25 protein-coding genes are annotated in these 21112 nt (G+C 69.3%); 3 read left to right on the top strand and 22 right to left on the bottom strand.

Features of this window, described 5'->3' with window-relative positions; all coding sequences use genetic code 11:
- Nucleotides 1-34: 34 nt before the first annotated feature.
- The 21 genes from ACFQS1_RS08230 to ACFQS1_RS08130 all read right to left on the bottom strand — a co-directional run bounded on the left by ACFQS1_RS08230 (nt 35) and on the right by ACFQS1_RS08130 (nt 16821).
- A complete protein-coding gene (locus ACFQS1_RS08230) occupies nt 35-799 on the bottom strand; it encodes a flagellar biosynthetic protein FliR (RefSeq protein WP_378965594.1) in 765 nt (254 codons plus the stop codon).
- On the bottom strand, nt 796-1644 hold the full coding sequence (fliP, locus tag ACFQS1_RS08225; protein ID WP_378965593.1) for a flagellar type III secretion system pore protein FliP: 849 nt from the start codon (nt 1642-1644) through the stop codon (nt 796-798). Before fliP ends, ACFQS1_RS08230 begins: the two co-directional genes overlap by 4 nt.
- A gap of 3 nt (nt 1645-1647) precedes the next feature.
- A complete protein-coding gene (locus tag ACFQS1_RS08220) occupies nt 1648-2022 on the bottom strand; it encodes a FliO/MopB family protein (RefSeq protein ID WP_378965592.1) in 375 nt (124 codons plus the stop codon).
- 11 nt (nt 2023-2033) lie between these two features.
- On the bottom strand, nt 2034-2783 hold the full coding sequence (fliN, locus tag ACFQS1_RS08215) for a flagellar motor switch protein FliN (RefSeq protein WP_378965591.1): 750 nt from the start codon (nt 2781-2783) through the stop codon (nt 2034-2036).
- The gene (locus ACFQS1_RS08210; RefSeq protein ID WP_378965590.1) at nt 2780-3727 is read right to left on the bottom strand and encodes a flagellar motor switch protein FliM; all 948 of its coding nucleotides are present in this window, start codon (nt 3725-3727) and stop codon (nt 2780-2782) included. The genes fliN and ACFQS1_RS08210 overlap by 4 nt, the downstream gene beginning before the upstream one ends.
- A 111-nt stretch (nt 3728-3838) precedes the next feature.
- Nucleotides 3839-4294, bottom strand: a complete 456-nt coding sequence (locus ACFQS1_RS08205) for a flagellar basal body-associated FliL family protein (RefSeq protein WP_378965589.1) — start codon at nt 4292-4294, stop codon at nt 3839-3841.
- 15 nt (nt 4295-4309) lie between these two features.
- Nucleotides 4310-5353, bottom strand: a complete 1044-nt coding sequence (locus ACFQS1_RS08200; protein WP_378965588.1) for a flagellar motor protein MotB — start codon at nt 5351-5353, stop codon at nt 4310-4312.
- A 3-nt stretch (nt 5354-5356) separates the two neighbouring features.
- The gene (locus ACFQS1_RS08195) at nt 5357-6148 is read right to left on the bottom strand and encodes a motility protein A (RefSeq protein WP_378965587.1); all 792 of its coding nucleotides are present in this window, start codon (nt 6146-6148) and stop codon (nt 5357-5359) included.
- Nucleotides 6148-6441 (bottom strand): flagellar FlbD family protein, encoded by a 294-nt coding sequence (locus ACFQS1_RS08190; protein WP_378965586.1) that lies wholly within the window; start codon nt 6439-6441, stop codon nt 6148-6150. The genes ACFQS1_RS08195 and ACFQS1_RS08190 overlap by 1 nt, the downstream gene beginning before the upstream one ends.
- 200 nt (nt 6442-6641) lie before the next feature.
- Nucleotides 6642-7904: a flagellar hook protein FlgE gene (locus ACFQS1_RS08185; protein WP_378965585.1), complete on the bottom strand. Its 1263-nt coding sequence runs from the start codon at nt 7902-7904 to the stop codon at nt 6642-6644.
- A 32-nt stretch (nt 7905-7936) separates the two neighbouring features.
- A complete protein-coding gene (locus ACFQS1_RS08180; protein ID WP_378965584.1) occupies nt 7937-8446 on the bottom strand; it encodes a flagellar hook assembly protein FlgD in 510 nt (169 codons plus the stop codon).
- Between the two features lie 122 nt (nt 8447-8568).
- Nucleotides 8569-9057, bottom strand: a complete 489-nt coding sequence (locus ACFQS1_RS08175) for a hypothetical protein (protein WP_378965583.1) — start codon at nt 9055-9057, stop codon at nt 8569-8571.
- 7 nt (nt 9058-9064) lie between these two features.
- Nucleotides 9065-9427 (bottom strand): response regulator, encoded by a 363-nt coding sequence (locus ACFQS1_RS08170; protein ID WP_378965582.1) that lies wholly within the window; start codon nt 9425-9427, stop codon nt 9065-9067.
- On the bottom strand, nt 9424-9912 hold the full coding sequence (locus ACFQS1_RS08165) for a chemotaxis protein CheX (RefSeq protein ID WP_378965581.1): 489 nt from the start codon (nt 9910-9912) through the stop codon (nt 9424-9426). The genes ACFQS1_RS08170 and ACFQS1_RS08165 overlap by 4 nt, the downstream gene beginning before the upstream one ends.
- Nucleotides 9909-10286 (bottom strand): response regulator, encoded by a 378-nt coding sequence (locus tag ACFQS1_RS08160; protein ID WP_378965580.1) that lies wholly within the window; start codon nt 10284-10286, stop codon nt 9909-9911. The genes ACFQS1_RS08165 and ACFQS1_RS08160 overlap by 4 nt, the downstream gene beginning before the upstream one ends.
- 15 nt (nt 10287-10301) lie before the next feature.
- Nucleotides 10302-11147: a CheR family methyltransferase gene (locus ACFQS1_RS08155; protein ID WP_378965579.1), complete on the bottom strand. Its 846-nt coding sequence runs from the start codon at nt 11145-11147 to the stop codon at nt 10302-10304.
- Nucleotides 11144-12340 (bottom strand): protein-glutamate methylesterase/protein-glutamine glutaminase, encoded by a 1197-nt coding sequence (locus ACFQS1_RS08150; protein ID WP_378965578.1) that lies wholly within the window; start codon nt 12338-12340, stop codon nt 11144-11146. The genes ACFQS1_RS08155 and ACFQS1_RS08150 overlap by 4 nt, the downstream gene beginning before the upstream one ends.
- Nucleotides 12341-12353: 13 nt before the next feature.
- Nucleotides 12354-13226: a hypothetical protein gene (locus ACFQS1_RS08145; RefSeq protein WP_378965577.1), complete on the bottom strand. Its 873-nt coding sequence runs from the start codon at nt 13224-13226 to the stop codon at nt 12354-12356.
- Entirely contained in the window at nt 13226-13663 is a 438-nt protein-coding gene (locus ACFQS1_RS08140; RefSeq protein ID WP_020513051.1) for a chemotaxis protein CheW, read from the bottom strand. The genes ACFQS1_RS08145 and ACFQS1_RS08140 overlap by 1 nt, the downstream gene beginning before the upstream one ends.
- Nucleotides 13664-16036, bottom strand: a complete 2373-nt coding sequence (locus ACFQS1_RS08135; protein WP_378965576.1) for a chemotaxis protein CheW — start codon at nt 16034-16036, stop codon at nt 13664-13666.
- 86 nt (nt 16037-16122) lie between these two features.
- Entirely contained in the window at nt 16123-16821 is a 699-nt protein-coding gene (locus ACFQS1_RS08130; protein ID WP_020513053.1) for a response regulator transcription factor, read from the bottom strand.
- Nucleotides 16822-17155: 334 nt separating this feature from the next.
- Between ACFQS1_RS08130 and ACFQS1_RS08125 the strand changes: the two genes are divergently transcribed.
- Nucleotides 17156-17662 (top strand): CAP domain-containing protein, encoded by a 507-nt coding sequence (locus ACFQS1_RS08125; protein WP_378965575.1) that lies wholly within the window; start codon nt 17156-17158, stop codon nt 17660-17662.
- An 11-nt stretch (nt 17663-17673) separates the two neighbouring features.
- Here the strand turns inward: ACFQS1_RS08125 and ACFQS1_RS08120 are convergent, their stop codons facing one another.
- The gene (locus ACFQS1_RS08120) at nt 17674-18717 is read right to left on the bottom strand and encodes a UDP-N-acetylmuramate dehydrogenase (RefSeq protein WP_378965772.1); all 1044 of its coding nucleotides are present in this window, start codon (nt 18715-18717) and stop codon (nt 17674-17676) included.
- A 107-nt stretch (nt 18718-18824) separates the two neighbouring features.
- On the opposite strand from ACFQS1_RS08120, the gene ACFQS1_RS08115 reads away from it, so the two are divergent.
- Entirely contained in the window at nt 18825-19589 is a 765-nt protein-coding gene (locus tag ACFQS1_RS08115) for a maleylpyruvate isomerase family mycothiol-dependent enzyme (protein ID WP_378965574.1), read from the top strand.
- Between the two features lie 96 nt (nt 19590-19685).
- Nucleotides 19686-21110: a GH1 family beta-glucosidase gene (locus ACFQS1_RS08110; RefSeq protein WP_378965573.1), complete on the top strand. Its 1425-nt coding sequence runs from the start codon at nt 19686-19688 to the stop codon at nt 21108-21110.
- Nucleotides 21111-21112 lie beyond the last annotated feature (2 nt).

The raw sequence follows: 21112 nt of genomic DNA, 5'->3' as shown, positions 1-21112 counted from the left end.
TTTCCTGTTGTTTTCCGCCGCGGAGAAAGCTCAGTCAGCCGCCAGTGAGCTTGAGCACGGCGGTGACCGAGCGGTCCACCAGCGCCTCGATCACCTGCGGCAGGGTGGTGATGGCGATCCCGGAGAGGAGCAGCACCAGAAAGATCTTGGCCGGGAAACCGAGCTGGAACGCGTTGAGCGCGGGCGCCACCCGGTTGAGCAGGCCGAACGCCACGTCGGTGAGAAACAGCACGACCACCAGCGGCCCGGCGATCTGCAGCGCTGCCAGGAACATCTCCCCGATGCCCTTGAGCAGCAACTGGCTGTAGGTCGAGAGGTCGAAGGTGAGGTTCAGCGGCATCGTCTTGAACGACTGCAGGAAGCCGCGCAGGATCACCTGGTGGCCGTCGGTGGCGAACAGGATGGTGACCGCCACCAGGTTGTAGAAGCGGCCGAACACCGAGCTCTGGTTGAGCGACAGCGGGTCGTACCCCATGGCCAGGGTGAAGCCGCCGAACAGGTCGAGCAGGTCGCCGGCGGCCTGGATGGCCGCGAACAGCAGCGCGGTGATGAAGCCGAGCGCGGCGCCCACGAAGACCTGGAGCGCGGCGCTGGCCACGATGTCGGCGGTCGCCAGCGACGGGACGGTGCCTCTCAGGTACGGCGCGAGCGGCAGGGTGAGCGCGACCGACAGCAACGCCTTGACCGTGCCCGGGATGAACCGCGAGTTGAACGGCGGGCTGATCATCAGCCAGGCCCCGGTCCGGGCCGCGCCCAGCAGGATGGCGAGCAGGTCGGCGGTCGGGACGTCCCAGTTCATCGGTACGACGCCACGAGCGCGGTGAGAATCAGCCCCCACCCGTTGACCAGCACGAAGAGCAGCAGCTTGAACGGCAGGGAGACAGTCACCGGGGGCAGCATCATCATGCCCAGCGACATCAGCGAGGCCGACACCACCATGTCGATCAGCAGGAACGGGATGAAGATGACGAACCCGATGATGAAGGCGGCCCGCAGCTCGGACAGGATGAACGCGGGGATCAGCGTGGTGAGCTCGACGTCGTCTTTGTTGCGCGGCTTCGCCGATCCGGACAGCTTGATCATCAAGGCGACCTCGTCCTCGCGGGTCGTCTTCCACATGAAGTCGCGCAGCGGCTGCACGCCGTCGCGGAAGGCCACCGACTGAGTCTTGTCGCCCCGGAGGTAGGGCTGGACGCCCTGCTGGTTCATGGCGGAGACGGTCGGGCCCATGATGAACAGGCTGAGGAAGAGCGCCAGCCCGGCGAGCACCTGGTTGGGCGGCATGCTGGTGAGGCCGAGCGCGTTGCGGGTGATCCCGAGGACCATGAAGATCTTGGTGAACGAGGTGCACAGCAGGAGCAGGGCCGGCGCCACCGACAGCACGGTGAGGCCCAGCAGGATCACCAGCGACGAGGCCGGGCGGCTCCCGTCCGGGTTGGTGCCGTTGACGTTCAGGTTGATGCTCGGCGGGCTCGGCCGGGCCGGCGTGGTCGGGGCCGGCGCCTGCGGCACGCGATCCGGCAGGCCGACTTGAACCATTGCTGGGGGCGCGGGCGCCGGGCGGGGATCGGCCGAGGCCGTGCCGGGAAGCAGCACCAGCGCCAGCCCGGTGGCGGCCAGCAGGATCAGGATCGCGCGTCGCATCAGTCATCGCCTCGATGTCCGGTCGCGGAGGAAATCGAGCAAGGTCCGGTCGAGGCGGCTCGCGCCGCCGGACCGCGGATGGGCGCCCGGCAGATCGACGGTGTCGCGATGTTCCTCGGGGTGCGATTCGAAGTCGGCGATGTCGGCGTCGCCCAGGAAGCTGACCTGCTGCTCGGTGACGCCGAGGACCATCGCCCGGTCGGCCACCTTCACCACGGTGACGGCGGCGCCCCGGGTCAGCTGCTGCCGGTTCAGCACCGTGAGCTGACCGTGCGCCCGGCCCACGCCCAGCGGCCGGCGTACCACCCGCGCCAGCACCCACATCAGGCCCAGGACGACGAACAGCGAGAAGCCGATCCGCAGGACGAGCTCGAACAAGGCCGCTACCCCTACTCGGCGCCCGGCGCGACGATCTCGGTGATCCGGATGCCGAAGTTCTCGTCGACCACGACCACCTCGCCGCGGGCGATCAACCGGCCGTTGACCAGCAGGTCGGCCGGGCTGCCCGCGGCCCGGTCGAGCTCGACGATCGCCCCCGGCGTCAGCGACAGCAGCTCCCGCACGCTCATCCGGGTGCGGCCCAGCTCGGCGGAGACCTCCATCTCGACGTCGTGCAGCATGTCCAGGCCGCCACGCATCATCGACTGCGCGGGCGCCGCCGGGCGGGGCACGTCGACCTGTCCGGGCTCCTCGTCCGGCCAGGGGCTCAGCGCGAGCGCGATCACCGCCCGTACGTCCTCGCCCTCGACCAGCGGCACCAGCACGGCGTCGTCCTTGGCGGCCAGCGCGCTCAGCGCGACCCCGGGTTCCATGATCTGCCCGGGGTCGAGAACGACCGGCCCGAAGACCCGCGACGCCGCCTCCAGGGCCGGCCGGACGGCCGCGGTCAGGTCCAGCTCGCCGAGCGGGCTCTCCTTGAGCGCGTCCGCGAGGTCCTGGCCGACCACCACGACGACCTCGCCGCCGGCCGCGCCGCTGAACCTGGCCGTGACCGCCTGACCCGCGGGCAGGATGTCGGCCGTCGCGGCCATCGGCGCGGCGACGGCGAGCTCACGGCTGGTGGGCAGGACCGCGAGGGCGGCCTGTGCGGCGTTCCGGGCGAGCGCCAGCTGCGACGCGGTGATGGTGGGCGCGGTCATGGGCGGCCAGACTCCTTGGACGACTCCGGGGGCGACGGCACCACGAGGCACGCGAGGCGGGCGCCCTGATTACCGGGAACTGCGTGAGCGAAAACGGTCTCGTTGACGGTCACCTCGAGCGGCCGGGTGGTCGCGTGCGCCAGCGGCACGACGTCACCGGGACGCAGATCCACGATGTCATCGGTGCGCATGCGAATGGGCTGGAATCGCACCGCGACGTCGATCGGGGCCGAGAAAAGACCGGCCGTGAGGTTGCGCAGCGCCAGGTCGCGGCTGGCGCGCTCGCTGTCGCTGAGCACGACCGCCTCGGTGCGGGACAGCACCGGCAGGATCATGGTGAACGGCATGCAGATGCTGGCCAGGCACTCCTCGGCGCCGATCTTCATGTCGAAGGTGGCCACCACGCAGGCGTCGCCGGGCGCGTGCGCGCGCAGGAACTGGGCGTTGTACTCGATCTCTTTGAGCTTCGGGCGGATGTCGACCAGCGTCTCGAAGCCGTACCGCAGCTCGCCCAGCATGCGCTCCATCAGCCCGCGCAGCAGCGGCATCTCGACCTCGGTCAGCGGGCGTTCCGGCTGGGGGCCGCCGGGACCGCCGAGCATGTGGTCAATAGCGGTCATCACGGCCGAGGAGGACATCTCCATGAGCGCCGTGCCGGGCAGCGGGTCGAGGTTCACCACGGCGATCACCGTGGGGTTCGCGAGCGAGGCGACGTACTCGTCGTAGTTCAGCTGCTCGATGGCGGCGAGCGTGACGCTGCTGACCACGCGCAGGCGGGTGGTCAGCAGGGTGCCGCAGCTGCGCGCGTACGTCTCGAAGGCGATCTGCAGCGTGCGGATGTGTTCCCGGGAGAGCTTGATCGGGCGACGGAAGTCGTACGGCGCCGGCCCTCCGCCGTGGCCGCGACGCGACATCTTGCCCGGAGATCGAGTAGCGGAGGTCACGTCGTCCCCATCGGCTCATTTCCGGAGCCGCTGAGCGCGAGGGCCGTTTTCTCCCGAAGATCGGCGAATGGGCGGGTTCACCGGAGTGCGCCCGCCCATCCTGCTGGTCGATTACTGGGTCACGAACTGCGTGTAGTAGATCCCCATGACCATCTGCTTCTTGTCCTCGGTGTAGGCCTTCACGATCTTGGAGAGCAGCTCTTCCTTGATCGTCTCGCGGCCCTTCTCGGTGGAGAGCTCCGCGACGGTCTTGCCGGTGTACTCGTCGATCGCCAGCTCGATCGCCTCGCTGGTGTCCACCGACTCGGAGCCGGCGTCGGCCGTCTGCTGCAGGGCGAACTGAAGCTTGAGGTAGTGGCTGTCGGCCAGGTTGATGGTCAGCGCGTCCTCGATCGCGGTGACCGAGCCCTTCTCCGGCGTCTTCGCCTCGGCCTCGGCCGAGTCGCCCTTCATCATGAAGAACGCGCCGCCGCCACCACCGAGCAGCACGACGGCCGCCACGATGATGATCAGCATCTTCTTGCTGGACTTCTTCGACGCCTCGGCGCCATTCTTCTCGTCTGCCATCGCGGAATCCCCCCGTCAGTCGTGTGTGGTGGTGGTAGTGGTGGAACCGGTCGAGCCGGTCGAGCTGGTGATGCTGTTCGCCTCGCGGATCGCCTTCTCGATCGCCGCGGCCTGGGCCGTGGTCTGGCCCGTGTGCAGCTTGGCGTCGGGGCCCGCCGCGGCCGGCAGCAGCGCCGCCTGGTCGGCCGGCAGGGTGGTGAGGACGACGACGTCCACCCGGCGGTTCATGGTGATCGACCGGGGGTCGGCCGGGTCGATCAGCGGCTTGGTGTCCGAGAAGCCGACCGCGCTGAGCCGGTTCTTGGCGACACCGTGCCCGGAGAGGTACCGGACGGTGGTCGAGGCCCGGGCCGCGGAGAGCTCCCAGCCGCTCGGGTAGTACGTGGTGACCGCCTTGAGCTGGTTGGTGTTGCCGTCGACCTCGATGTTGTTCTTCAGCTTGGTCAGCGTCGGCGCCAGCGCGTCGAGGATCGCCCGGCCGCCGGGCTTGAGGTCGGCCCGGTTGCCGGCGAACACCACCTCGTTGGTGACGATGGTGACCACCAGGCCGCGCCGGTCGATCACGAATTGCACCGAGTCGAGGAGCTTGGCCTTCGCCAGCGCGTCGGCCAGCTTGTTCTCGATCTTCTTGAGGTTCTCCGCCTCCTTGGCCGCCGCCTGGGCGTTCCGGGAGGCCTTGAGCCGGTCCTCGGCCTGGATGGCGGCCTTGACCGCCGCCTTCTCCTTCTCGGTCATGTTCGAGGTGCCGGTCTTGCCGTCACCCGGGTTGGCGCCCGGGTCGATCTTCACGATCTCGGCCGCCTGACCGGCGCCGTCCAGCGTCGAGGTCTGGCCGGAGAAGGCCGCGCTCTGCGCGCCGAAGCCCGCGGACAGGCCGGCCGCCAGCTCGGCGAACTTCTTCATGTTGACGTCGGACATCGAGTAGAGCACCACGAACAGCACGAACAGGAGGGTGAGCATGTCGGCGTACGACACGAGCCAGCGCTCGTGGTTGACGTGCTCCTCGTGTTCCTCGTGCCGGCCCTTCCTGCGTTTGGCGCCCCCGCCGCCTGAGCTCATGGGTTACGCCGCCTTCTTGGTGTTCGCGGCCGCCTCGGCCTTCTTGGCCTCGTCCGGCGGGAGGAGGCTGCGGAGCTTCTGGGCGACCAGGCGCGGGTTGGAGCCGGCCTGGATGGCCAGCACACCGTCGACCACCAGCTCCATCTCCTCCGCCTCGACCGCGCTGAGGCGGGTCAGACGGGCGGCGATCGGCAGCCAGATCAGGTTGGCGCTGAGCACGCCCCAGAGGGTCGCCACGAACGCCGCCGAGATCGAGTGGCCGAGCGTCTCCGGCTTGTTCAGGTTCTCGAGCACGTGCACGAGGCCCATGACCGTGCCGATGATGCCGATCGTCGGGGCGTAACCGCCCATGTTCTCGAACAGCTTGGAGCCGGCCTTGTCGGCCTTCTTCTTGGCCGCGATCTCGGCGTGCAGGATGTCGTGCAGCTCCTCCGGGTCGGTGCCGTCGATCGCGAGCTGCAGGCCGCGCTTGAGGAACGGGTGCTCGACGGTCTTGACCGCGTCCTCGAGGGCCAGCAGGCCCTCGCGGCGGGCCCGCTCGGCCAGCTTGACGACGTTGTCGACCAGCTGGGTGGGCGGCGTGACCTTGGCCAGGAACGCCTTCTGCAGCTGCTTGCCGATGCCGGTCGCGTCCTTGAGCACGCCACCGGCCATACCGGCCATGAACGCGCCGCCGAACACCAGCAGCATCGACGGGATCAGGATGATCGAGGCCGGCGAGCCGCCCTCGAGGATCTGGACGGTGAAGACGATGGCAAGGGATGCGACTACACCGACGATGGTGGAGATGTCCATCAGCGTTCCTTCCGGTGCAGCGGAAGCACCTTGGCGTCGTGGTCTTGATCGTCGTCCGGGGACGACGGGGCGATGGCCGTGGGCTCGGCCTCCATGCGGCTCGCCTGGGCGATGAGCGAGGCGCGGTAGTGGCGTACCGAGTCGATGAACTCGGGCACGGACTCGGCGATGACGTACTTGGTGCCGTCCACCAGCGTGATGACCGTGTCGGGCGTGCACTCGGCGCGCTCGACCAGGTCCGGGTTCAGGGCGAACACGGCACCGTTGATGCGGGTTACGAGGATCACTTGCATCCGTCCTTGGGTGGTGGTGTGGTCCTGGGCTGGTGGGCCGTCCCTGGCCCGTCTTCACCTGTCAGATCGGCGACCTGACGGTTGCTCATGAGATCCGCCGGGTCGCATTGCGGGTGCAGCCGAACGGCTACACAGCGACGGCCGGGACAGGCACGTCAGTGCCCGTCCCGGCCGCCGGCCGGACGCTTGGTGCTAACTCACTAGCGCTTCATGCTGACGAGTTCCTGCAGGATCTCGTCGGAGGTGGTGATGACGCGGGAGTTGGCCTGGAAGCCGCGCTGGGCGATGACCAGGTTGGTGAACTCCTGGGCGAGGTCGACGTTCGACATCTCCAGCGCACCGCTGATGACCTGACCCATGCCGGCGCTGCCCGGCTGGCCGACCTGGGCGTAGCCCGAGTTGACCGTGGAGCGGTACATCGAGTCGCCGGTCTTCTCCAGGCCGTTGACGTTCTTGAAGGTCGCCATCGCGACCTGCCCGAGCACCTGCTTGAGCCCGTTGCTGTAGACGCCGATGATCTGCCCGGTGTCCGAGACCGTGTACGACAGCGAGGTGAGCGCGCCCGCTGCCTGCCCGTCCGTGTCGAACACCCGCGCGTCGGAGAGCCCGGAGAACGACGTGACGTCGGCGACGTCGACCTTGTAGATACCGAAGTCGAGCACGCCGTCCGGTGCGGTCCCAGCGTCGGGCTTGCCGCTGGCGAACGTCAGCGGGACGGCCGCGTTCGCGCCGGTGAGGGGCGTCGTCCCGTCCGCCTCGAAGAGGTCCACGGTCCAGTTGCCCGCGGTCGTCTCGTCGCGGGTGAACTTGGCGATGACCGAGCTGGTCGCGCCTTGGACGTCGTACACCTTGACCGGGATCGTGGTGGTGTAGGGAGTCGTGCTGTCGTAGACGCCGCCCGGGGGCGGGTTGTTCGGGTCCGGGATCGGGTCACTGCTCAGGTTGCCCTTGAGCGTGATGTTCTCGGTCGCCTTGGGCGGGATGGAGGTGCCCAGCGGCATCCGGATGTCGTCCGGCTTGCCGGCCGAGTTGACCACGCCGTCGGTGGCGGTCCAGCCCTGCACCGCCTCGCCGGTCGCGTTGACGAGCAGGCCGTTGGCGTCGAAGGTGAACGAGCCGGCCCGGGTGTACAGGTTCTCGTTGCCGCTGCGGACGACGAAGAAGCCGTCGCCCTGGATCATCATGTCGCCGGACCGGCCGGTGGTCTCCTGCGAGCCCTGCGCCCAGTTGGACAGGATGCCGGCGTTGCGCACGCCGAGCCCGACCTGCGCCGGGTTCGTGCCGCCCTGACCGTTCTGCGGGGCGCCGGCCGCTCCCATCATCTGGCTGAGCGTGTCCTGGAACTGCACGGTGCTGGCCTTGAAGCCGACGGTGTTGACGTTGGCGATGTTGTTGCCGGTGACATCCATCATCTGCTGGTGCGCATGCAGGCCGCTGATGCCGGAGTAGAGAGAACGCAGCATGAAACGAATTCCTTTACGGAGAGGGAACAGGCTTAGGCGGTCGCGGGACCGGTCGTCGGGCCGACCTGCTTGTCGTCCGACTGCGGGGCCGTCGCCGGACCGGTTGAGGTGCCGGTCGGCAGGGCCGTCGTGAGGACTTCCATGACCTTGGACAGCTGCACATCCGTGTTCCCGATCCGCAGAGTCGGTTCGCTGTCTCCGTTGAGCTTGGCGGCCGATATGACACCCGTCTGCCGGGCGCCGTTCTCGTCCATGTACGTGACGCTGTGCCCGACCAGCCCGCTCGCCCCGACGAGGCGCTGCGACTTGAGCAGATCGGCGATGTTGCCGAGCTTCTCGACCTGGGTGAACTGGGCGGTCTGCGCCAGGAACTGGGTCGAGTCGGCCGGGTTGCTGGGGTCCTGGTACTTCAGTTGTGCGACGAGCAACTTGAGGAAGGTGTCCTTGTCCCCGAGCTCCTTGCTCTTGTCCGCGATGCTCTTGGAAGACGAGGCGGCGCCCGCTCCCGAAGTGCCGGAAACTCCCGAGGTCGGCGAGGTCATGACTTCTCCTGTCCGTTTGCTTGCTCGACCTAAGCTTCGACCGCCCCCGGATTTTGCTTAGCCCAGAAAAATCGCGGGCCCGCCCGGAGGCGGACCCGCGATGGCGCTGCTGATGTGCTCGGTCAGGGCGCGAGGGACAGGCTGAACTTGCCCTTGCCGTACCGGTGGACGTCGACCTGCAGGTCGACCCGCCGGCCCAGGGCCATCAGGTGGGCCCGGGCGTCCTCGGGCAGCGGGTCGCCGGGGTAGACCACCTGGTACAGCTTGATATGCGGGCCGCCCTCGCGGTTGAGCAGGCTGGTCAGGACGTTGCACAGCTCGAAGACGTTCTCGGCGAGGTTCGGGAAGAGCTGCTTCTCGTCGATGCTGTCCTCGGCCGCGCCGGCCGGCAGCAGACCCAGCGCCGCGCCGGCGTTCGCCGCCAGCGGCAGGTCCATGCCGAGCACGCCGTAGACCTTCTGCGAGGCGTCGGTGAAAATCGCGACCGTCGAGGTGGCGATCTCCTCCGCGGAGATCGGATCGCCAGGGTGGACGGTCACCTCTCGGCCGAGCAGGTCCTCGAAGAGGTTGCGAACGGCCAAAGTGCCAGGAAGAACCGAGACATCGGACATGTCGTAATCATCCCAAAATAGGAGCGAATACCTCATCAAAACGCTCAGCTGAGAACGGCTTCACGATGAAAAAGAGCGCGCCGGCCGCCTCGGCCTGGTCCTTCATCTCGGGCGTGCTCTCCGAGGTGACGAACCCGAACTTGACGTCGTTGCCCGCCGCGCGCAGCTGTCGCAGCACCTCGATGCCGGTCATCTCGGGCATGTTCCAGTCCGAGAGGACCAGATCGGGGTTCTCCGACTTGGCCATGTCGAACGCCTCGCGCCCGTTCGACGCCTCGATCAGGTCGTGATCGCCGAAGCCGGCCTGCCGAAGGGTACGGACCACGATCTGCCGCATGACCCGGCTGTCGTCGGCGATGAGAATCTTCATGCGCCTTCCTCCTGATTGTTGTCCGCGCGGCTATGCCACATGGAAATCGACACGGGTTCGCCGTCCCAGATGCCGTACACGCCACTGATCCGCTCGGTGTTCGGGAAGCGGGCCATGGATTCCGGCGCCAGGACCACCTGGGGCAGGGAGAGAAAAGCGCCGGGCGGCAGCATGGCCTTCACGTTGCCGCCGACGATGTTGGCGAGCTCGCCCAGCACGTCCGAGAGGTCGTCCTCGCTGACCTCGTCCGGCTCCATGGCGAGAAAGGCCGCGGCGGCCCGGCGCGCGGCCTGGGTGGAGCACGCGTAGACGACATGTCCGGTCCAGGAGCCGGTGATGGAGACCGACGAGTGCACCTCGGACGGCTGGTTCTCGTCGTACGTGGGGATCAGCGGGTTGATCCCCTCCGGGTCCAGGTACGACTCCCAGACCTGTTCCACCATCTCGGCCAGGTCGTTCTCGTTGACCTCGACTTCGACGCTCATGAGTTGGCTCCGGTCGGAACGAGGCCCAGCAGGGCCAGCTTCTCGATCATGGCGCCCTCGGTGAAGGGCTTGATCACGTACTCGTGGGCGCCCGCGGCGAGCGCCCGTACGATCTGGCTCTGTTCGCTCTCGGTGGTGACCATGACCAGGGTCATCTCGCGCAGACGCGGGTCGGCCCGGACGTGGGTGACGAACTCGAGCCCGTTCATGTTGGGCATGTTCCAGTCGATGAGGGCCAGATCCGGCACCTCCGGCATCTCGGCGAGCAGGTCGAGAGCCTCCTGGCCGTCGCCCGCTTCCACCGCCTCGAAATCCAGCTTGGTGACGATGCGCTTGAGGATCATGCGCATCGCGCGGGAGTCATCGATCACCATGGCACGCATGCGACGTCATCCCCTTCTCGCGGCGCCCGCGGGCACCCCGGTACGAACTCGGTAGGCGGAGGTGCGGCCGGCGGCCACCCGCTCGTAGTTGTCGTCGATCCCGATCGTCGTCTCGGCCGCGCCGAGGAACAGCCAGCCGTCGGGACGGAGCAGTTTCGCCACGTTGTGCAGCACGGTCCGCTTGGTCGCCACGTCGAAATAGATCAGGACGTTGCGCAGGAAGATGATGTCGAACGGCTGCATCGCCGGCAGTGGCGCGGTCAGGTTCAACAGCTTGAACGAGACGTTCTTGCGTAGCTGTGAGGTGACCCGCCAGTGCGCGCCAGCCCGCTCGAAGTACTGCACGAGCTGGCTGGCCGGAAGTCCGCGGTTCACCTCCACCTGGCTGTACTCGGCGGTCTCCGCCCGCTTGACCATCTCGGTGGAGATGTCGGTGCCCACGATCTCGTAGGACCAGCCCGGCGGCAGCGTCTCCTGCAGCGTGATGGCCAGGCTGTACGCCTCCTGCCCGCTGGAGCTGGCGCCGGACCAGAGCCGGATCTTGCGAGTCGCCGAGCGTGCCTTGATCAGCTCGGGCAGCACCACGTCGGTCAGCGCGGCGAACGGCTCCCGGTCCCGGAACCACGAGGTCTCGTTGGTGGTCAGCGCGTCGATGATCTTGCGTTGGCACACCGGGTCGGGCCGGCGCTGAAGGTCGGCGAGGAACTCGTTGACGTTGGCCGCGCCCACCGCCCGGGCCACCGGGATCAAGCGCGCCTCCACCAGGTATTCCTTGCCCGGCGCCAGGACGATCGAGGCTTCCTTGCGGACGAGCGTCGAGACGAAGGCGAACTCGGTCTGGGAAAGCGTCATCGGGCCACCGCCGCCGACCGGCCGGTCTTGACCCGGTTGACCAGAAAGGCCGCGATCCGGTCCAGCGGCAGGATCTCGTCGGCCAGGCCGGCGCCGACCACGGCTCCCGGCATGCCCCAGACCACCGAGGTGGCCTCGTCCTGGGCCAGCACCTCGGCACCCGCGTCTCTCAGCACCTTCGCACCACCTCGTCCATCTTGTCCCATTCCTGTCAATACCGCGGCAAAAGCGGACGACCCGTAGAGGCCCGCGACCGACCGGAACATCACGTCCACGGCCGGTCGGCAGGAGTTCTCCGGGGGCGCTCCGCTGAGCTGCGTCAGCGTCGCCGTGCCCCGGCGGTGCAGCACCAGGTGCGAGTCGCCGGGAGCGATGTAGGCCCTGCCGGGCATCAGCTCCATCCCGTCGGTGGCCTCGACCACGCGCAGGGGGGTGCTGCGATCCAGCCGCTCGGCGAACATCCGGGTGAAGACCGGCGGCATGTGCTGAGTGATCACGATCGGCACCGGCAGGTCGGCCGGGATCGCGGTCAGCACCTTGGTGAGCGCGTCCGGCCCGCCGGTCGAGGAGCCGATCGCGATGATGTCGACCTTGCCGCCCGCACCGGCGCGCTTGACCGGCCGCGGCCCGGCGGCGGCCGCACCGGGCGGTGCGACGCCCGGCCGCCCGGGACCCGACGGCGGGAGGCCGGCCCGGGGCGGGGCGGGCGACGGCCGCGCGGGGCGAACCGGGGCCGCGGCCGGGCGGCTCGGGGCCGCCGGCACGCCGGGCGACACGCCGACCGGCCGGCGCCGGCCGCCGAGCGCGTAGATCTTGGGGACCAGCTCCTCGCGGACCGCGGCGATGGACTCGTTCACCGAGCCGACGTTGCTGGGCTTGGTGACGTAGTCGGTCGCGCCGGCGGCCAGCGCTTCCAGCGTCGCGCTGGCCCCGGCCGCGGAGAGCGTGCTGAACATGATCACCGGGGTCTGCTTGTGTCGCTTGCGCAGCTCCTTGACGGCGGCGATGCCGTCCATCTGCGGCATCTCGATGTCCATCGTGATCACGTCGGGCTTGAGCTGGTCGATTTTCGCCTGGGCCAGCAGACCGTTGGACGCGGTGCCGACCACCTCGATGTTCTCGGCCCCGCCGAGAGCGTCGACGATGAGCCGGCGGACCACCACGGAGTCGTCAACGACGAGGACCGAAATCATCCGACCACTCCCTTCACCCGAGCCACGCCGGGCCCAGAGCCGCGACCACCGGCGCGAGCAGCCGATGGGCGGTTGAGGTGTCCAAGAGGTCACGGACCACCAGCGCCTGCACGGCACCGCTGAGCATGTTCCAGACGCCGCCGGCCCGGTCGGCCAGTGGAATGTCGGCCGTGTCCACGGCCTGTACCAACAGCATCTGCGCGGCGGCGGCGGTGCGGACGCGATCGGAGAGATACGCGGCCCAGGAGGCCGAGTGCACGGCCGGCGACCAGCCGCCGGCGTTGCGCCGCGCGTCCTCCGCCGAGGACGAGAGCCGTTCGAGGTCCATCGACCGCAGCGAGCGGAGCCGGTCCAGCAGCGCCGACACCACATAGTGGTGCGGTCCCAGATCGATCGGGGCGCCGACCGGAAGCTTGCGCATGGCGGACACCCAGCCGGCGCCGAGGCGCCGGCGCGATTCGACGTCCAGCACCTCGCGCAGGTAGCTGCCCACCGCCGCGTCGCACAGCAGGGCGGTGGCGGCCGCCGCCGTGTCGCTCTGCTTGGCGTCGCGCCCCGTCCCGCTCCAGGTCCACGACATGACGTCGTAGCGCAGGCAGGTGAGCAGCGCGTCGACCGAGCCGATCGGCGCCCGCTCGACCAGCGCGAGGCTGCTCGCCGGGTCCTCCTTCGACAAGCCCTTGAGCGACGGCATCCGGCGGGCCGCGCTCTCCACCTCCACCCACAACGGGCCACGGACACCCTCGTCCGGCAGGCGCTCGGCGAGCACCGGCAGGTCGTCGCTCTGCAACCGCAGGCCGCGCAGCACCACCTCGGCCGTGGCCGACCCGCCGGCGAGGCGGGTCAGGTCGAAGCCGAGGACCGGGGCGCTGACGAGGCTGTACATCAGGTGGTGGCGCGGTACGTGTCGACGGCCTGGTTGACGTCGAGCGCCAGCATCAGACGCCCGTCGAGCTTGAACGTGCCCACCACCAGCTCCCGGGTCGGGCCGCTGAGCGTGTCCGGCGGCGGCTCGAACCGCTCGTCGTCCAGGTCGACCACCTCACCGATCTTGTCGACCAGCAGGCTGACCGGCTCGCCGTCGCCGCGCAGGATCACGTTCATGACCGGGCCCTGCAGCGCCTTGCGCGCCATGCCCAGCTGGACCCGCAGGTCCACCGCCGCGATCACCTGGCCACGGAGGTTGAACAGGCCGCCCACCGCGGGCGGCGCGAGCGGCACCGGGGTGTACTCGTTGTACGAGAGCACCTCCTGCACCGTGTGCACCTCGACCCCGAAGAGCTGACCGGCCACCTCGAACGTGGCGAACTGTCGGCTCGCCATTTACGCCTCCACCAGCATCTCGTCGGTCTCCAGGTCGGAGTAGAAGTTCGGGTCGGCGGCCAGGATCGCCCGGCGCACGTCGAGCAGCTCGGTCACGCGCTGCTGGATCACCGCGGTGCCGACCAGGCCGTCCTCCTCGGCGTCCCGGCGCGCGGTGGTCGAGTTCTCGGCGATGTCGACGATCCGGTCCACCACCAGCGCCACGCTCCGTCCGCCCTCGCTGTAGACGACCACCGACACGGTGTCGCCCTCCGGCTCCTCGCCGTACGCCCCGAGCAGGTGCGACAGGCGCACCAGCGGGAGGATCTGCCCGCGGTACTGGACGACCTCGCGGGAACCCGCGTGCTCGATCCGGTCGCGCGGGAACTCCTCGAGCCGGGTGACCGTGTCCAGCGGGATCGCGACCCGGCGCTCGCCGACCGCGGTGACCAGCAGCCGCTCCCCGGTTCCGGTGCCGGCGTTCGCCCGGGCCGAGGCGTCCATGCTCTGCCGGTCGGCGTCGGCGGCCAGGTGGCTGCGCCGGGCGAGCGAGGAGACGTCCAGGATCAGGCCGACCTTGCCGTCGCCCAGGATGGTGGCGCCGGCGTACAGGCCGATGTCCTTGAACCGGGTGTTCAGGGCCTTGACCACGACCTCTTCGGTGTTCAGCACCCGGTCCACGACCAGGCCGAACCGGCGCCCGTCGGCCTGCAGCACCATGATGTAGACGCCCTGGTCGCCGCCGACCTCGAGGCCGAGGGCACGGTCCAGCCGCACCAGCGGGAGCAGCTTGCCCCGCAGCCGGTAGACGGGCGCGCCGGAGGCGTACTCGATCTTGGTGGAGTTGCCGTCGATGAAGACCAGTTCGAGCACGGCGACCTGGGGCACGACGTAGCGCTGGTCACCGCAGTCCACCGTCAGCGCCTGGATGATGGCCAGGGTCAGCGGGATCGTGAGCCGCCAGACCGTGCCCTCGCCGGGCGTCGAGTCGACGCTGACCGCGCCGCCGATGTTCTCGATGTTGGTCTTCACCACGTCCATCCCCACGCCGCGGCCGGAGACGTTGGTGACCTTGGCGGCGGTGGAGAAGCCGGGCTGGAAGACCATGGCCATGATGTCGCGCTTGTCCATGTTCGGGATCTGCTCGGGTCGGAGCAGCCCGTTCTCGACCGCTTTCTGCGCGATCCGCTCGACGTCGAGTCCCGCGCCGTCGTCGGCCACCTCGACCGCGACGTGGCCGCCCTCGTGGTACGCGCGCAGGGTCAGCGTGCCCTCGGGACCCTTGCCGGCCGCCGTACGCCGATCGGGCACCTCGATGCCGTGGTCGACCGCGTTGCGTACCAGGTGGGTCAGCGGGTCCTTGACCGCCTCGAGCAGGCTCCGGTCGAGCTCGGTCTCCTTGCCCTCCATGACCAGCTGAACCTGTTTGCCGAGCGAGCTGCTCAGGTCGCGGATGACTCGGGGCAGCTTGGACCAGATGTGCTCGATGGGCTGCATCCGGGTCTTCATGATGCCCTCTTGCAGCTCACTGGTGATCATGCCGAGCCGCTGGGCGCTGCGCACCAGGGTCGCGTCGCCGGTCTCCATCACCCCGCGGACCAGCTGGTTACGGGCCAGCACCAGCTCGCCGACCATGTTCATCAGGGTGTCGAGCAGGTCGACGTCGACGCGGATCGCGCTGTCCGCGATGCTCCGCTTCGGCGCCTGCTGCTGCAGCGCCTCGTTGACCGCGGCCGGCTTGGCCTTGCCCTGGTCGAGCAGGATCGTGCCGAGCTTGCGCTCGTCGCCCTCGATCTGCTGCGCCAGCGCCGAGCCCACGTCGGCCGGCTGGGCCGCGCCCTGCTCCACCAGGATCTCGCCGAGCGGCTTGCGCTGGTTCTCCACCGGCTTGGGCGCCGGGCGTGCGGGCTTCTCGACGGGCTCGGGGGCCGGCTCGGCGGGCGCCTCGGCCGCGGGCGCCTTCGGCGCCGGGGTCGCCGGGGCTGCGGGCGCCTCCGCGGGCTGCTCGCCGGCCTTCATCTGCGCGTTGACCTGCGCGATGATGACGTCGACGTCGACATCGCCCTCGGCCTGCGTCTCCTCGATCGAGGACAGGATCGAGCGGACGCCGTCGATCGTCGCCAGCAGCGTCGTGATCGTGGCGGGCGTCACCGGCATCACGCCGTCACGCAGCTTGGACAGCAGCGACTCGCCGGCGTGGGCGAGCTTCTCCAGACGGCTGAACGCCAGGAAGCCACTCGTGCCCTTGATCGTGTGGATCGCCCGGAAGATCCGGGAGATCAGGTCGCGCGAGTCCGGCTCCTGCTCGAGAGACACCAGGTCGCGGTCGATCTGGTCCAGGTTCTCGTGGCTCTCCATGAGGAACTCGCCGACGATTTCACCAAGGTCTTCCACGCTCACGTACCTCCAACTCGGCTCCACAGCTCTCATCGACGGGCGGGCCAGTCATCTGAGAGCACCTGTGACCAAGACGACGAAAATCAGGACTCGCCGCCGGGCCGGCGGTAGCGGTAGCCGAATCCGCGCACGGACTCGATCGGCGACTCGTCGGGATCCGACCAGCCGAGCTTGCGGCGCAGCCGCAGAACCGCGAACTTCACCCGCTCCTGGCCGATGCCGGTGGGGTCGTCCCAGGCCTGGGTCAGCAGTTGATTCGGCGACAGCACCGCCCCGGCATGCCGGACCAGGGCGTTGAGCAGCCGGAACTCGGTGGGGGTCAGCCGCTTCTCGTCGCCCTTGACGTACACCCGGCGCTTGGTCGGGTCGAGGTGCACCAGCCCGTCGTCGTAGACCTGGCTGGCCCAGCTGTTCTGCCCGCTCGACGAGCGGCGCAGCAGGGCCTCGACCCGCGCCAGCAGCTCGTTGTTGGCGAACGGCTTGGTGAGGTAGTCGTCGGCGCCGCCGCGCAGGCCGCGCACCTTCTCGGCTTCTTGACCGTGCGCGGTGAGCACGAGCACCGGGACGTCCGAGACGTCGCGCAGCCGCTCGAGCACCTGCCAGCCGTCCATCTCGGGCAGGCCGACGTCGAGCACGACCAGGTCGGGATGCTCGGCGTACGCCTCCTTGAGGCCGGTGCGGCCGTCGCCGGCGTGCGCCACCTCGTAGCCCGCCCGGCTGAACAGCAGCCGGAGGGCGAGCGCGATGTCGGGGTCATCCTCGACGACGAGAAGGCGACTCATCGTGTGCTCACCCTGCCCCCAACCCCTCGCTCGTCCAGGTCCGGATCAGGCCGAGGCGGACGATTAACCGCGCAAAACCCACGATAGCGTGATGTCACGGCTTATTTACGGACAGTGACAGTCTAGCGAGCTATTCGCCGCGTGGGGGCCGTCCGCAGGGATCCGGAACGGGAACGAAGAGGCCGCTGAGGCTGGTGCGCCGGGCCATCCCACCAGCCTGACATTTTTGCGTGGGCCAATGCCGTTTTCGCGCAAAAAAGAGACGTACGTCCGAGAAACCGGTGCGATATCCCTGGAGGGCGATACGGTTCGCCCCGGACACCGGAGGCATTCCGTGCTACGACGTCTCGCCCTGCTCACGGCCGCACCCACGTTGCTGCTGCTGATCAGCTCGCCGGCGCGTGCGGGAGTGCCGGCCCCGCCGCTTCCGCCGGGCGCCCCGGCCGGCGCCGTCACCCCGGCCGAGCTCATGTCCGAGGTGGTCACCAAGACCAACCAGCGACGGCACGCGAACGGGTGCGGCCAGCTCGCGGTCGATCGGGAGCTGACCGTCGCGTCGATCCGGCAGAGCATCTACATGGCCCGCACCGGCCTGTTCAGCCACGTCTGGCGGGACGGGACCACGTTTGTGGCGCGCTCGCACGCGGCCGGGTATGCGCAGCCGTCCGGCGAGAACATCGCCTGGGGATATCGCACCGCCGATGAGGTGGTGGACGCCTGGATGGCCAGTCCCAGCCATCGCGAGAACATCCTGAACTGCGGGGCCCATTCGATCGGCACCGGGGTGGCGTACGGGGTCAACGGGTTGCCGTATTACACCCAGGTGTTCGGGTGGGATTGATTCGCAGCTTTTCAGAGAGTGCAGTTGACCAGTACCGGCTCGGGGTGGAGCTCGATGCCGAATCTGGCCTGTACGCCGTCCCGGATGGTGCGGGCCAGGGACAGCAGAGCCGCCGTGGTGCCGGCGCCACGATTGGTCAGGGCCAGCGTGTGCTTGGTGGAGATCGCTACCGTGCCCGCGCTGCCCGGATAGCCCTTGGGGAAGCCGGCCCGCTCGATCAGCCACGCCGCGGGAATCTTGACGGTGCCGTCGTCGGCGGGCCAGTGCGGGGCGTCCAGGGCCAGGGCGGTCCAGCGCTCCGCGGGGAGCACCGGGTTGGTGAAGAACGAGCCTACCGACCAGGTGTCCTTGTCGTCAGGATCCAGGACCATCCCCTTGCCGGCCCGCAGCTTCAGCACCGTGTCGCGGGCCTGGCGCAGCGCAACCCGGTCGCCCGGATTGGCGCCCAGGCTGCGGGCCAGCTCGGCGTAGCGGATGGGCGCGGACTCGTCGCTGACCTCGAGCCGGAAGTCGACGTGGGTCACCAGGTAGCGGTCGTTGTGCTTGAAGACGCTCGAACGGTAGGCGAAACCGCACTCGGCGGGGGTCATGGCCCGGATCGTGCCGTGCTCGCGGTCGTACGCGTGGACAGCCACGATGGTGTGGGCGACCTCCTGACCGTAGGCGCCCACGTTCTGGATCGGGGTGGCGCCGGTCGAGCCGGGGATCCCGGACAGGCACTCGACGCCGGACCAGCCGTTCGTCACCGCGTACTCGACAAAATCGTCCCAGACCTCGCCCGCGGCAACCCGCAGCACCACGCTCTCCGGCCGCGCCCGCACCACCTCGATGCCGCGCGTCCGCAGCAGCAACACCTCGCCGGCAAAGCCGGCGTCGCCGACGACCACGTTGCTGCCGCCGGCCAGGATCAGGAGCGGGCTTCCGGTCGCGTACGCGTTACGCACGGTAGCGACCGCTTCGTCCGTTTCGGTGGCGACGGTCAACGTGCCGGCCGGCCCGCCGAGGCGTAGCGTCGTGTACGTCCCGAGTGCCTCGTTACCCAAGGGGGAAGGCACTGGTGCGTCGAGTTGGCGTTCGCGACTAACGTCAGGCACGACGTTCACCCTAGGCTCATGGGGCCAAGGCACCTCATCGGCGGTCCGGTGGAGTGGAGAGAATCGCGATGAACAGGCTGCACGCGACAAAGGACTTCTGGCTCGCGGCATTGCGGGCCGACAGCCCCGCGTTGCAGGACGCGGTGGCACAGGCGGGAGCGGACGCCGAGGTGCCGTCCTGCCCGGGCTGGACCTGCGCCGACCTGGTCGAGCACGTGACCACGCTGCTGCACTGGGTGCGCGAGACGGTGCCGCGCGGCACGACCGACCCGCCGACCACCCGCCCCGATCGCGAGGGCGAGCGCCCGCCCTGGGAGGCGGCGCTGGACGAGTTGCGCCGCGAGCTCACCGGCACGATCGAGACGCTGGAGGCGATCGAGGCCGACTTCCGGGCGTGGAACTGGGCACCCCAGAGAAAACAGGCCGCCTTCTGGCACCGCCGGATGGCGCACGAGATCTCCCTGCACCGCTGGGACGCCGAGGCCGCGGCCGGGCGCCCGACGCCGATCGAGACCAAGCTGGCGGCCGACGGGATCAGCGAGGTGCTCGACACCTGGCTGCCGGCCGGCAAGCGCAAGGGCCCGACCGACCTGCACGGCGTGGTCCACCTGGTGGCCTCCGACGCCGGGCACGAGTGGTTCGTGCGGCTGCGCGGGGCCGGGGTGGCGCTGCTCGACACCGGCACGATCCTGGACTCCGACGACCACCACGCGCGCGCCCAGGCGACCGGCTCGGCGAGCGACCTGCTGCTCGCGCTGATGGGCCGGCAGCGGATGGATCGCCTGGTGGTGACCGGTGATCCTCGGCTGATTGGCGCCCTTCGGACGGGCTGACCCGTTTAAATTCGTCTTACCGGCACATCGCGGCTTCGCTCCGGCGCCTATGATTAACCGGTTAAGTTCGAGTGCAAACAGGGAAGCGGGGAACGCATGACGGCAACCGTCACGTCCACGTCGGCGCAGCCGGCCCTCGCCGGGATCACTTTCCCCGACGGCTTCGTCTGGGGCGCGGCGACCGCGTCGTACCAGATCGAGGGCGCGGCGCGGGAGGACGGTCGCGGCCCATCCATCTGGGACACGTTCAGCCGTACGCCGGGGCGGGTCCACGCCGGGCACACCGGCGACGTGGCCTGCGATCACTACCACCGCTACGTCGACGACGTGGCGCTCATGGCGGATCTGGGTCTCGCGTCGTACCGGTTCTCGGTCGCCTGGCCGCGGATCCAGCCGGACGGCACCGGCCCGGTGAACGTCAAGGGCCTGGACTTCTACGACCGGCTGACCGACGAGCTGCTCGGCAAGGGCATCGACCCGGTGGTCACGCTCTACCACTGGGACCTGCCGCAGACGCTGGAGGACCTGGGCGGCTGGGCCAACCGGCGGACCGCCGAGGCGTTCGCCGAGTACGCGCAGATCGTGCACGCCCGGCTCGGCGACCGCGTCGCGACGTGGACGACGCTCAACGAGCCTTGGTGCTCGGCCTACCTGGGATACGCCAGCGGCCGGCACGCGCCCGGCAAGCAGGACCCGGCGCTGGCCTTCGCGGCCGTGCACCACCTGCTGCTCGGGCACGGCCTGGCGACGCGGGCGCTCAAGGACGCGGGCGCGCGCTCGCTCAGCATCACGCTCAACCCGTCGGTCGCCTTCCCGGTCGACCCGCAGAGCGCCGCCGACCGCGAGGCCGTCCGGATCATCGACGGGCTGTCCAACCGGATGTTCCTCGACCCGCTGCTCAAGGGTCAGTACCCGGCCGACATGCTGCAGCACATGGCCCGGTTCACCGACCTGTCCTACATCCAGGACGGCGACCTGAAGGCCATCAACGCCCCGATCGACGTGCTGGGGATCAACTTCTACCAGCCGGCCTACGTGTCCGCGAAGCCCGGCACGCCCGCCGCGCCCGACCAGCCGGGCAGCGAGGGGATCGCGTTCCGCGACCCGGACGGGCCGGTGACCGAGATGAACTGGCTGATCGAGCCGTCCGGCCTGACCCGCCTGCTCCAGCGGATCCACGACGACTACGACGGCATCCCCATGATGATCACCGAGAACGGGGCGGCCTACCCGGAGGTGCCGGGCGAGGACGGCGCGGTGCACGACACCCGGCGCGTCCAGTATCTCGACGGCCACCTGCGAGCCTGCCATGATGCCTTGGCGGCCGGCGTCGATCTGCGCGGATATTTCGTCTGGTCGCTGATGGACAACTTCGAGTGGGCCGAGGGGTACGCGCAGCGCTTCGGGATCGTGCACGTCGACTACGCGACGCAGGCACGCGTCCTCAAGGACAGCGCGAAGTGGTACCGGGAGGTGATCCGCCGCAACGGCATCGCCGACCCGGGAGAGAGCGAGGGGTGACC

This window comes from Paractinoplanes rhizophilus (genome assembly GCF_042664765.1).
Lineage (GTDB): Bacteria > Actinomycetota > Actinomycetes > Mycobacteriales > Micromonosporaceae > Actinoplanes > Actinoplanes rhizophilus.
Note: the sequence above shows the minus strand (reverse complement) of the source record. Positions and strands in the feature narration are given on the sequence as shown.

Excerpts from the sequence above, each read along its gene's own strand:
- ACFQS1_RS08115 (WP_378965574.1), top strand. The coding sequence starts at position 18,825 with ATGAACAGGCTGCACGCGACAAAGGACTTCTGGCTCGCGGCATTGCGG.
- ACFQS1_RS08160 (WP_378965580.1), bottom strand. The coding sequence starts at position 10,286 with ATGGTGATCGATGACTCCCGCGCGATGCGCATGATCCTCAAGCGCATC.
- ACFQS1_RS08145 (WP_378965577.1), bottom strand. The coding sequence starts at position 13,226 with ATGTACAGCCTCGTCAGCGCCCCGGTCCTCGGCTTCGACCTGACCCGC.
- ACFQS1_RS08180 (WP_378965584.1), bottom strand. The coding sequence starts at position 8,446 with ATGACCTCGCCGACCTCGGGAGTTTCCGGCACTTCGGGAGCGGGCGCC.
- fliP (WP_378965593.1), bottom strand. The coding sequence starts at position 1,644 with ATGCGACGCGCGATCCTGATCCTGCTGGCCGCCACCGGGCTGGCGCTG.
- ACFQS1_RS08165 (WP_378965581.1), bottom strand. The coding sequence starts at position 9,912 with ATGAGCGTCGAAGTCGAGGTCAACGAGAACGACCTGGCCGAGATGGTG.
- ACFQS1_RS08170 (WP_378965582.1), bottom strand. The coding sequence starts at position 9,427 with ATGAAGATTCTCATCGCCGACGACAGCCGGGTCATGCGGCAGATCGTG.
- ACFQS1_RS08230 (WP_378965594.1), bottom strand. The coding sequence starts at position 799 with ATGAACTGGGACGTCCCGACCGCCGACCTGCTCGCCATCCTGCTGGGC.
- ACFQS1_RS08140 (WP_020513051.1), bottom strand. The coding sequence starts at position 13,663 with ATGGCGAGCCGACAGTTCGCCACGTTCGAGGTGGCCGGTCAGCTCTTC.
- ACFQS1_RS08185 (WP_378965585.1), bottom strand. The coding sequence starts at position 7,904 with ATGCTGCGTTCTCTCTACTCCGGCATCAGCGGCCTGCATGCGCACCAG.
- fliN (WP_378965591.1), bottom strand. The coding sequence starts at position 2,783 with ATGACCGCGCCCACCATCACCGCGTCGCAGCTGGCGCTCGCCCGGAAC.
- ACFQS1_RS08130 (WP_020513053.1), bottom strand. The coding sequence starts at position 16,821 with ATGAGTCGCCTTCTCGTCGTCGAGGATGACCCCGACATCGCGCTCGCC.
- ACFQS1_RS08205 (WP_378965589.1), bottom strand. The coding sequence starts at position 4,294 with ATGGCAGACGAGAAGAATGGCGCCGAGGCGTCGAAGAAGTCCAGCAAG.
- ACFQS1_RS08110 (WP_378965573.1), top strand. The coding sequence starts at position 19,686 with ATGACGGCAACCGTCACGTCCACGTCGGCGCAGCCGGCCCTCGCCGGG.
- ACFQS1_RS08195 (WP_378965587.1), bottom strand. The coding sequence starts at position 6,148 with ATGGACATCTCCACCATCGTCGGTGTAGTCGCATCCCTTGCCATCGTC.
- ACFQS1_RS08175 (WP_378965583.1), bottom strand. The coding sequence starts at position 9,057 with ATGTCCGATGTCTCGGTTCTTCCTGGCACTTTGGCCGTTCGCAACCTC.
- ACFQS1_RS08190 (WP_378965586.1), bottom strand. The coding sequence starts at position 6,441 with ATGCAAGTGATCCTCGTAACCCGCATCAACGGTGCCGTGTTCGCCCTG.
- ACFQS1_RS08200 (WP_378965588.1), bottom strand. The coding sequence starts at position 5,353 with ATGAGCTCAGGCGGCGGGGGCGCCAAACGCAGGAAGGGCCGGCACGAG.
- ACFQS1_RS08150 (WP_378965578.1), bottom strand. The coding sequence starts at position 12,340 with ATGATTTCGGTCCTCGTCGTTGACGACTCCGTGGTGGTCCGCCGGCTC.
- ACFQS1_RS08155 (WP_378965579.1), bottom strand. The coding sequence starts at position 11,147 with ATGACGCTTTCCCAGACCGAGTTCGCCTTCGTCTCGACGCTCGTCCGC.